11 protein-coding genes and 1 pseudogene are annotated in these 10,256 nt (G+C 61.4%); 7 read left to right on the top strand and 5 right to left on the bottom strand.

What is annotated here, in order from left to right:
- The first annotated feature begins 63 nt into the window (after positions 1-63).
- Positions 64-759, top strand: coding sequence for a TetR/AcrR family transcriptional regulator (locus tag WA943_RS08925; RefSeq protein ID WP_424469522.1), 696 nt, complete (start codon positions 64-66; stop codon positions 757-759).
- A gap of 17 nt (positions 760-776) precedes the next feature.
- Here WA943_RS08925 and WA943_RS08920 read toward each other — a convergent pair whose 3' ends face one another.
- From WA943_RS08920 to WA943_RS08910, 3 genes are all read right to left on the bottom strand, one after another.
- A complete protein-coding gene (locus tag WA943_RS08920) occupies positions 777-1,655 on the bottom strand; it encodes an alpha/beta fold hydrolase (protein WP_424469521.1) in 879 nt (292 codons plus the stop codon).
- 62 nt (positions 1,656-1,717) lie between these two features.
- Positions 1,718-2,215 (bottom strand): hypothetical protein, encoded by a 498-nt coding sequence (locus tag WA943_RS08915; protein ID WP_424469520.1) that lies wholly within the window; start codon positions 2,213-2,215, stop codon positions 1,718-1,720.
- A 15-nt stretch (positions 2,216-2,230) separates the two neighbouring features.
- Positions 2,231-3,109, bottom strand: a complete 879-nt coding sequence (locus WA943_RS08910; RefSeq protein ID WP_424469519.1) for a metal-dependent hydrolase — start codon at positions 3,107-3,109, stop codon at positions 2,231-2,233.
- A 113-nt stretch (positions 3,110-3,222) separates the two neighbouring features.
- On the opposite strand from WA943_RS08910, the gene WA943_RS08905 reads away from it, so the two are divergent.
- A complete protein-coding gene (locus WA943_RS08905) occupies positions 3,223-3,855 on the top strand; it encodes a TetR/AcrR family transcriptional regulator (protein ID WP_424469518.1) in 633 nt (210 codons plus the stop codon).
- A gap of 3 nt (positions 3,856-3,858) precedes the next feature.
- On the opposite strand, the gene WA943_RS08900 is transcribed toward WA943_RS08905, so the two are convergent.
- The gene (locus WA943_RS08900; RefSeq protein WP_424469517.1) at positions 3,859-4,707 is read right to left on the bottom strand and encodes an SDR family NAD(P)-dependent oxidoreductase; all 849 of its coding nucleotides are present in this window, start codon (positions 4,705-4,707) and stop codon (positions 3,859-3,861) included.
- Positions 4,708-4,845: 138 nt separating this feature from the next.
- Here WA943_RS08900 and WA943_RS08895 point away from each other — a divergent pair, with 138 nt between their 5' ends.
- The 4 genes from WA943_RS08895 (at position 4,846) to phoB (ending at position 9,145) form a co-directional block, all read left to right on the top strand.
- Complete coding sequence (locus WA943_RS08895) at positions 4,846-6,063, top strand: acyl-CoA dehydrogenase family protein (protein ID WP_424469516.1); 1,218 nt, start codon at positions 4,846-4,848, stop codon at positions 6,061-6,063.
- Between the two features lie 65 nt (positions 6,064-6,128).
- Complete coding sequence (locus WA943_RS08890; RefSeq protein ID WP_424469515.1) at positions 6,129-7,445, top strand: ATP-binding protein; 1,317 nt, start codon at positions 6,129-6,131, stop codon at positions 7,443-7,445.
- A gap of 226 nt (positions 7,446-7,671) precedes the next feature.
- A complete protein-coding gene (phoU, locus tag WA943_RS08885) occupies positions 7,672-8,385 on the top strand; it encodes a phosphate signaling complex protein PhoU (RefSeq protein WP_424469514.1) in 714 nt (237 codons plus the stop codon).
- A 64-nt stretch (positions 8,386-8,449) separates the two neighbouring features.
- A complete protein-coding gene (gene phoB, locus WA943_RS08880) occupies positions 8,450-9,145 on the top strand; it encodes a phosphate regulon transcriptional regulator PhoB (protein WP_424469513.1) in 696 nt (231 codons plus the stop codon).
- Between the two features lie 98 nt (positions 9,146-9,243).
- Here the strand turns inward: phoB and WA943_RS08875 are convergent, their stop codons facing one another.
- Positions 9,244-9,756 (bottom strand): GcrA family cell cycle regulator, encoded by a 513-nt coding sequence (locus WA943_RS08875; protein WP_424469512.1) that lies wholly within the window; start codon positions 9,754-9,756, stop codon positions 9,244-9,246.
- A gap of 303 nt (positions 9,757-10,059) precedes the next feature.
- On the opposite strand from WA943_RS08875, the pseudogene WA943_RS08870 reads away from it, so the two are divergent.
- Positions 10,060-10,256 (top strand): annotated as a pseudogene (locus tag WA943_RS08870) (hypothetical protein); the annotation flags it as partial.

Genomic DNA, 10,256 nt, shown 5'->3' with positions numbered 1-10,256 from the left:
TACAGAGATCGCTCTGCCTTCGAACCCCGCCTTGACCGCATTAATGGACAACATTAGACTGTGATGATGAAATCGAAAGAGAAAACGCAGAGCCCGCGCAACGATACGCGGCTGCGGCTCATCCTCGCCGCTGAAAAGCTTTTCGGCGAGCAGGGAATTCACGGCGTGACCCTGAAGGAAATCAACGCCGCTGCCGGCCAGCGCAATGAATCGGCGTTGCATTATCACTTTGGCTCAAAACCCTCTCTCGTTGAGGCGATCCTTCGTCACCGCGCGCTCGATATTGATGTCATTCGTGTCGAACGCCTTGATGCCCTGTCGCGCGAGGGCGGAGAAGACGACCTCCGCGCCTTGCTGCGCGCGACCTTCATGCCGCTTATGGAACTTCTTGCCACGGAAGAGGGCGTTCGCTTCATCCGCTTCATCGCGCAGGTGCTGAACGATCCCGATTTCGATCTGCCGACGGTCGCCTTGCGTGCAAATCTTCCGGGCATCATCCGCGCCAATGGGCTCGTCGTGGCCGCACTCGGCGACATGCCGCCCGAGATTGCCATTCAGCGCCAGCGCTTTCTGGTGGAGATGACGGTCAGCTCGCTCGCCATATGGAGCCGCCAGCACGACGCGGCAACCGAGGCCCCGGCGCGTGAACTCTTCATCGCCAATCTTCTCGACTCGATCCACGGCTTTCTCACCGCGCCGGTTTCGCCGGAGACGCTTGACGCTCTGAAGAAACTGACGCGGAAGAAAGAGAAGAAATAGCCGCAGACGACGAGACGCTATTTGTCGAGAAAGTCATTCGTCAGCTTGAGAAATTCATCGAGCTTGTCGTGATGCACCCAATGGCCCGCACCCTCGACGGCTGCAATCTCCGCATTCTTGAAATGCTGGGCGCGCCCGTCGGCAACGGGATCGCTCGCCCAGCTTTCCGTGCCGCGAATGAGAAGCGTCGGGCAGGTGATGCGCGACCAGAGATGCGTCGTCGCCCGCGCGTCGAAACCGTTCGGTGAAAAGGCGCGAACGTAATTGTCGAATTTCCAGCTGAACGTGCCGTCCTCGTTCTGATTGACGCCGTGAACCGTGAGGTGCCGCGCGCGCTCAGGCGAAAGATGCGGATTTTCACCCTGCATGCGCTTGTAGGCTTCCTCGATCGAGGCGTAGCGGCGCGGCAGGCGCGAGGATGTCTCGCGCAATTCGCCGATCCATTTGCGAAGGCGCTCGTCAGGCGTGTCCTTCATGCGCTCGGCGATCATCTTGGGCGACGGTCCGAGCCCTTCGATGACGACGAGCTTCTTCACCGTGTCGGGATAAAGCCCCGCATAGCGCAGCGAAATCGCGCCGCCCATCGAATGGGAGACGATCGTCAGCGGCGCGAGCTTCTTTTGATGAATGAGCTGCGCGATGTCATAGACGTAATCGTTGAATTCATATGTGCCGCCGACCAGCCACTGGCTGTCGCCATGCCCGCGCAAATCGGGCGCGATGATGTGGTAGCGGTCGCGGAGCGACTGGGCGACCCAGTCCCAGTTGCGGCAATGATCGCGCCCGCCATGTACGAGAAGCAGCGGCGGTTTGCCCTCATTGCCCCAGTCCACATAGTGGAGGCGAAGGCGCTGCGAGAAATAGAATTGCGAGGAGGGGCCGACGGGCTGGGACATGGGGGTCGCTTTGCGTTTTCTGAGTCTGTGTGGCGCAGACTACCGCATAGACGCAGCTCTTATCAGCCCTTTTCGGCTTTGAGGAAACGCCACACGCCCCAGATGGTGAGGCCGAGCATGATATGGACGGCGATGATGGGCGGCCAGCCGACAAGATAGATAATGTTGTTCGCCACGCCGCCCTTGAATGGACCGCCGCCAAAGGCGAGGCCGCGCGTGCCGAACAGCGCATTGAAGATCGTCGGCACGGTGAACAGCCAGCCGGTGACAATCGAGGTCCAGAAAAGCCAGACATATTGCTTCGGCGAGAGCCGCATGAACTGGCCGCCGAGCCCGATCGCCATCAGCAGCAGGCCTTGCGTGATCCCCTCCATATGCGCCATGCGCCAGGCACGTCCGTCATCGGGAATGGTGAGCGGAATGTCGATGGGAAGCGGCCAGAGCACGATGGCGTGCAGAAGCGCGACGAACCAGATCCAGCCGATGGATATGGCGAGGATGAAAAGCCCGACGCCGTTCGCAAACAGCAGGGCGCGCAGGCGTGTCGGCATCGTGTCCATGTCGGTCCTCAAATGTCAGGCGGAAAGGGCGGCGGGAAGCGGCTCGTGAAGGCGGGACGTGTCGAGCCGCGCACCGGCATCGGCACTGGTCTCGTAAAGTTTTACCCAGGCCGTCATCCATGACGGATCGGCGACCTTGCTCGGGTGATAGCCCGGATGAAGGATGCGCAGGAGCTTCGGCGCGAGCTTGCCGAAGATGCGCAGCAACACGCGCGCCAGGGCAAGGCGGGAGCGGAAGTCTTTCCACAACCCGTCTTCCTTCAGCAGCGCGTGATAGCCGCGACGCGTGCGGGCCATGATGTGAAACGTCGCATAGACAAGCCCGGCGATCCGCCAGACATGGCTGCCATAGAGATGTTTGAAGACATCGAAGGTGACATTCTTGTGCTCGATCTCTTCGACGAAATGCCAGAGCACCAGCGAGGTAACCGCGCTTTCCGCATCGCCGAAAAGAAATTCACGATCCTCGATCAGCATATGGCCGATGGCGAGCGCCATGGATTCAAAGCCTTCGGCATAGGCAAGATTGAAGCGCAGCGAGCGCTCGCGCCCGAGCCGCGCATAGTCTTCAGCCAGCACGCTTTCGTGTTCGGCGATGGTCTCAGGGCGGAGCGCCTTCAACTCGTCATTGAATTTGCGGTGCTGGCGGTAATGCGTCGATTCCTGCGCGCAATAGAGATCGAGATCGCGGACGAGATCTGCGTCGGTGATGAGCGGACGCGCCTCGCGCATCGTCTTGATGAGATAGGGCTCGAGATAGGGCATGGCGAGGGAGGCTGAATTGACGATCTGCGAAAATTCGGGCCGGGCCGCATTCCAGTGCGCCGCCGTCTCGCGCCTGTAAGCGAAAGGTACGCGCCTCACCGTCATCCGTGTCGCGTCCCCGGTGCCCAATGCCCATCTCCCGATTAGAGGAAATCCTCTAATTAGACTATTTCCTCTAATTTCCGCTCTTGTCAAGTCTGGTGCGCCGCGCCGAAGGCGGCTAAGAGAAAGGCGGAGGTCCCATGGGCAATCGCGAACGCATACTGGAATTGAGCCTGAAGCTCCTCAATGAGGAGGGCGCGCAGGCGGCTGGCACGACGCGCATCGCGCAGGTGCTCGGCATCAGCCCCGGCAATCTCTACTATCATTTCAAGAACCGCGAAGAGATCGTGCGCGCGCTCTTTGCCGAGCTTGATACCGAGTTCCGCGCCATGATGGTCGAGGATGTCACCACGCCCATTTCGCCCGCGCGCTTTGCGGCCTTTTATCTGCGCAGTTTCGACGTCGCCTGGAAATACCGCTTCTTCTTTGGCGGATTGCATCATCTGTTGCGGCAGGATGAGGAACTGGCGCTCGGCTATCGACGCTTGCAGGAATGGGCGCTCATCGAGCTTGAAGGCATCGTGCGCCAGCTCGCCAAAGACGGCAGCATGGCAAAGCCGAAAGGCCGGAACGGCTTCCGCTCGCTCGGCCTCAACACCTGGCTGATCTGGATGAACTGGATCCGCTTCGTGCAGATTTCAGGCAGGGAGCAGGTCACGCGCGACGACATGATCGAGGGCATCGGGCAGATATTCGATCTACTCGTGCCTTATCTCGATCCCGCCTTTGAAAAGGCGGCGCAGCGCGTGCTGGCGCGAGAACTGCGCGGCTGAGGCTTATTTGTCGCCGCCCATGGTACCAAGAAGGCCGCCCGTGCCGCCATTGCCTCGGAACATGAGCTTGCCGTAGGAGGCGGGAAGGAGGCGGATGATCCAGTCGAGGATGCGCGCGTCCATGCCGATGAGGATGCGGGGATTGTTGCGCTTGATGCCCTTGATGATCGTCTGTGCGGCCTGATCGGGCGTGGTGCGGGCGAGCTTGTCAAATCCTGACGCGGCGGTTTCGCGCTCCGTCGTCTGCACGCTTTGCAGGAACCGCGCATTGCGCAGGATGTTGGTCTTGATGCCGCCGGGATGGACGCACGAGACTTCAATGCCGCTGCCGCGCATTTCGTGACGCAAGGCTTCGGTAAATCCGCGAATGGCGAATTTGGCGGAGTTGTAGGCGGCCTGTGTCGGCACGGCGAAGAGTCCGAAAATCGAGGACACGTTGACGATATGGCCCGCGCCCTTTTTGCGAAGCTGCGGCAGGAAGGCTTTCGATCCGTAGACCATGCCCCAGAAGTCGATATTCATCACCCATTCGAAATCCTCGTAAGCGAGGTCTTCGATGGCGGCGACCTGTGCGACGCCTGCATTGTTGATGACGATATCGGCCCCGCCGAACTGCGCCTCGATCTCTTGTGCAAAGGCATAGACGGCCTCGCGCGAGGATACGTCCAGAAGATAGGTCGAGGCCTGACCGCCCGCGGCCACGACCTGCGCCGCCGTTTCGGCAAGTCCAGCCCGGTCGACATCGGCGATGGCGACGCGCGCGCCCTCCCGCGCCAGCGCCACTGCGGTCGCCCGGCCAATGCCGCTCGCAGCACCCGTCACGACCGCTACCTTGCCTCTGATCTCCGTCATATTCGTCCTCTGGCTTTGTCCGGCTTCGTCAACGCGGCTTAACCTATGACAAATTGATGAAATGTCACGAGGCGTTGGACCCCCGCCGCCGTCGCGTCCTATGCTGACGACATGGAAATCGGATCGGGGGAGACGGTGATGCAGGTTCAACCAATTGCAGGGCTCGATGACGGTGTGAACGACATTCGCCTGCTGACGGCGAAGATCGTATCGGAGGACATTATTCCGTCCGAACCCCTTCTCTATAAGGGCGGCGACGAGGCCAAGGCGCGGCGCAAGGCCATCTCCCAGAAGGTCAAGGATCAGGGCCTCTGGGCGCCGCACCTGCCGGAGGAATACGGCGGCATGGGCATCGGCTTTCTGAAGCATGCCTATATGAACGAGATCCTCGCCTGGTCGTCTTTCTCCGCCCGCCTCTTCGGCGTCGTCGCGCCCAATTCCGGCAACCAGAAAATCCTGCTGAAATACGGCACGCCCGCGCAGAAGAAGAAATGGCTGGAGCCGCTGGTCGCGGGCGAGATTGAAAGCTGCTTTTCGATGACGGAGCCGGACCAGCCGGGCTCGGACCCTTACGCAATCCAGACCCGCGCGGTGAAGGACGGCGACCATTGGGTGATCAACGGCCACAAATGGTTCACCTCGAACGGCCGCGCCGCCGACATCGCCATCGTCATGTGCCGCACCGAGCAGGCGGACGGGAAGGGCGGGGTCAAGGACAAGATGACCCAGATTATCGTGCCGATGGATACGCCCGGCGTGAACATCATCCGTTCGGTGCCCGTCTGGGGCCATACTGGCGGCGATCATTGCGAGATCAAATATGAGAATGTGCGCGTGCCTGCTGAAAACCAGCTTGGCCGCACCGGCACCGGGCATCAGGCGGCGCAGGACCGCCTCGGCGAGGGCCGGGTGTTTCATTGCATGAATTCGGTCGGCCAGATGTGGCGGGCCTTCGACCTGATGTGCAAGCGCGCCATTTCGCGCGATGTGCATGGCGGCAAGCTTGAAACCAAGCAGTTCATTCAGGGCTTCATAGCCGACAGCTATATGGACATTCAGGCCGCCCGCCTGATGACCATTCATTGCGCAAACAAGATGGAAGCGGGGCACGACCCGCGGGCCGACATTTCGGCGATCAAGGTTTTTGTGCCCGCCGCCTTTGAACGTGTCGTGGATCGGGCGATTCAGGTCCATGGTGCGCTGGGCGTTTCAGGCGATACGCCGCTTGCCGGCATGTATCTGGGCGCCCGTACGCTGCGTATCGCTGACGGTCCCGATGAAGTTCATCGTATTGTCATCGCGAAGAGCGTACTCAAATGCTACCACGACGGAATGAGCTGGGATTTTGGCGCGTAGGTGATACGTATACGGTGTTGTTTGGTAAAAGGGTCATGGCGTTAAACGAAAGAGAGAAAAGCCTGATGCGCGAGCGTGCCCGTGTTTTTGCCGACCGCTGGACGGGCGCTCGGACCTTTGTGATCTCTGCCGCAGTGATTTTTCTGGTGCTGACGCTCGCAGGCGCGGTGCATTTCTGGGCGGCATTCATCGCCTTTCTGGCGCTTTCCGGTGTCGTGATCCTGCGCGGCATGCTGACCGGCGAGACGCGCGGCATTGCCTTTGCGCCGATCTCGCAGCCCTCTTCGGGCATTACCTCGCTCAGCGCCGGTGCGGGCAGCGCCATTCTGAACGAATTGCCGGACCCCCTCATCGTGCTCGATGGCGGCGGCCGCATCCTCTTTTGCAACAAGGCGGCGGAAGGGCTGACCGGCCCCCAGCCCCTCGGCAAGCCGGTCGCCACGGTGGTCCGCACAGCCGCGCTCGTGACCGCGATCGACGAAGTGCTGAAAGGCGGCGCGGCCCGCTCGATCGAATACAGCCTGCCCGTGCCGGTCGAGCGCAATTTCAGCGCCTTTATCACCCCGATTGAGAGCAAGGCCTCGGTTGCCGGGAATGCCGCCTTGAGCGAGGCTTCGCGCCATCGCCGCACGCGCGCCGTTCTTGTCGTGCTGCGCGATGTCACCGAAGCGCGCCGGGTGGAGGATATGCGCGTCGATTTCGTCGCCTTCGCCAGCCACGAACTCAAAACGCCGCTGGCCTCGCTTTCGGGCTTCATCGATACGCTGCGCGGCCACGCCAAGGACGACCCCGTCGCGCAGGAACGGTTCCTCGGGATCATGGCCGAACAGGCCGACCGCATGCGCCGCCTGATCGACGACCTGCTTTCCCTTTCACGGATCGAGCTTCGCGAGCATGTGCGCCCCGACAGCGTCGTCGATCTCTCCGGCGTCGTGAACGATGTGACGGACGGACTGGCGCATCTGGCTGAGCAGAACGGCGTCGAAATCACCGTTTCGGCACCTGAGGCGCTGCCAAATGTGCGCGGCGACCGCGACGAGCTTGGGCAGGTGGTCCAGAACCTCGTCGATAATGCTCTGCGCTATGGGCGTTCGGGCAAGCGCGTCGAGGTGACGCTTGGCACGGACACGCGGGGCGGCCGGCCCATGGTGCGCCTGAGCGTTCGCGATTTCGGCGACGGTATCGCGCGCGAGCACCTGCCGCGCCTCACCGAGCGGTTTTATCGGGCGGATGCCGCCGCCAGCCGTGCCAAGGGCGGAACGGGGCTTGGGCTTGCTATCGTCAAGCACATCGTCAACCGTCATCAGGGAATACTGACGATCGACAGCGAATTCGGTCGCGGCTCGACCTTCAGCGTTCTCATTCCGGCGGTTGTAGTCTGAAAAGTCCGCGAAAGCGCAGGCTTTCGGCGGGTGTCAAAAAAATGACACTTATCTGTCGTAAACCTTTTGCGAGCCGCAGATAGCTTGTGCCGCAAGTCAAAGGCAGTCGCGGCAGGGGAGGGTAATAGCCTCCAATCGGGCGTGCGCCCCAGCCAAACCGGCTTGTATACTGAACGTCGAGGCTCAAGGGCCGCCGAGTGCCAGAGGCCAAAAGGAGACACGAAGCGTGACCGACCACACAGTCAAGTCCTTCCAGGAAGAGCTCGACACCATTGCCGCCAGCATCGCCCAGATGGGCGGGCTGACCGAGGCGCAGCTTGCCAATGCCATTGAAAGCGTCTCGCGCCGCGACAGCGAGCTTGCGCAGCGCACGGTCGAGCAGGATCGCCGCATCGATACGCTGGAGCATGAGGTCGAAGCCCGCGCCATTCGCGTGATCGCGCTGCGCCAGCCCATGGCGACGGACCTGCGCGAAGTCATTTCGGCAATCAAGATCTCGACCGATCTTGAGCGCATCGGCGACCTTGCCAAGAACATCGCCAAGCGCGCGCTCGTCATCCAGGGCGATTTCGAAACGCCGGTGCGCCTCATTCAAGGCATCGCCCGCATGGGCCGCCTTGCACAGGGGCAACTCAAGTCGGTGCTCGATGCCTGCTCCAACCGCGACGCGCAAGCGGCGATGGAAGTCTGGCGCGGCGATGAAGAAATCGACGAGATGTACAACTCGGTCTTCCGCGAATTGCTCACCTATATGATGGAAGACCCGCGCACCATCGGCGTCTGCACCCATCTTCTCTTCATCGCGAAGAACATCGAGCGCATCGGCGACCATGCGACGAATATCGCCGAGACGGTCAGCTATGTGGTGACCGGTGAATATGTCTCCGATGATCGCCCGAAGGGCGACAAGACGAGTTCGACCACGGTCAATGCTCAATGAGGGCGATTAGAAATTCATGTCGATCACGCAGGAACGTGATGCGCCGGCGGTTTTCGAGCGCAGAATGAAACCAACGGTCATGATCGTCGAGGATGAAGAGGCGCTCTCGACGCTCCTTCAGTACAATCTCGACAAGGAAGGCTACAAGGTCGTTGCTGTGGCGGATGGCGAGGAAGCCGCCATGATGATCCGCGAAGTAACCCCCGACCTCGTTCTGCTCGACTGGATGCTGCCGGGTCTTTCCGGCATCGAGCTTTGCCGCCGCCTTCGCGGTCGTCCCGAAACGCGCAACCTGCCGATCATCATGATTACGGCGCGTGGCGAGGAGGCCGACCGTATTCGCGGCCTCGACATCGGCGCCGACGATTACGTGACGAAGCCTTTCTCGATGACCGAGCTGCTGGCGCGCATTCGTGCCGTCATGCGCCGCATTCGCCCCGCGCTCAGCGAAGATCTCGTGACCTTTGGCGACATCGTGATCGACCGCGCCGCCCATCGCGTGCGTCGTGGCGAGCGCGAGGTGCATCTGGGGCCGACCGAATATCGCCTTCTCGACCATCTGATCCAGCACCCCGGCCGTGTCTTCAGCCGCGAGCAACTGCTCGATGCCGTCTGGGGTTCGGATGTTTATGTCGAGGCGCGCACCGTGGACGTTCATGTCGGTCGCCTGCGCAAGGCGCTCAATGATCCGGGCGAACGCGATCCGATCCGCACTGTGCGCTCGGCGGGTTATTCGCTCGACGAACAGTTCCGAAGCTGAGGGCCGCGACCTTTCAAGCTGTCACTGCGGTCGGTGCAACAAAAAACCGGCGACCCGTGAAAACAGGCGCCGGTTCTTTATTGGCCTTCGCTACCCGCTCAGAGCGCGTAGCTGTCCTTGCGTGTCCGCTCGCGATTGCGGCGCGGCTGCACGGGCTGATAGGCGAGCCGTGAGTGTTCGCCGCAATAGGGCGAGCTATTATCCGCGCCCCGACCGCAAAAGTGGAAACCCGGACGGCCCGGATCGCCGATGGGCCATTTGCAGGTGTGCTCGGTCAGCGTCAGCACGGTGGCGCGCTGGGCCGGCAGTGTTTCCATTTCGACGCGGGTTGCTTCCACCCGTTCCGGGCTTGGCTCGGACGCGCGAACTTCCGCGTGCCGCTCCGCAACCAGCGGATCGGGGCGTCCCCGCACATGGGTCAAAGTCCGTGGCGTCGGCGCACGAGGCCGGGCCGGGCGGCTCGGCGTTGCGCGACCGGACAGGCCCAGACGATGCACCTTGCCGATCACCGCATTACGTGTGACCCCGCCAAGCTGCTTGGCGACCTGGCTTGCGCTCAAGCCTTCTGCCCAGAGCTTTTTCAATATCTCAATGCGTTCATCGGTCCACATGGATCACCTTCCCCTCGCCCCGATGCACGTCCACATCGCGCGGACGGCCGATCTAGGGCACCTTGCAGGCGCGCGACGGCCTCGAAAGAGGGGGGACGTCGCAAAGGCCCGGCGCAATCTCGATACACCAGATTTCGTAGGCCTTAACGCGAAATATACAATATGAGGGTGTGTGGCCGCAACTCCGCTACACTCCGAGTTGATCCCTTATCCACAGAAAACAGCCTGTTTCCGCGATTGCTACGAAGAAGCGCCCGGCGTAAAGCTCTGGGCGGCTTCATTTACGAAATCGAACGAGGGCCCATGAGTGTGACAACGCAATCCCGACAGGACTTTCCCGCTGCAGGCGTGCGCCGCTTCGGTGCGGTGAACTGGCTCGGCACATGGACTCTTTATACCAAGGAAGTGCGCCGCTTCACCAAGATCATGACGCAAACGATTTTTGCGCCTGTCTTTACGACACTTCTTTATCTCGCGGTCTTCGCGCTGTCGGTCGGAAG

The organism is Parvibaculum sp., assembly GCF_049651025.1.
GTDB lineage: Bacteria > Pseudomonadota > Alphaproteobacteria > Parvibaculales > Parvibaculaceae > Parvibaculum.
The sequence above is the reverse complement of the archived record's forward strand: the minus strand, read 5'-3'. Positions and strand labels throughout refer to the sequence as shown.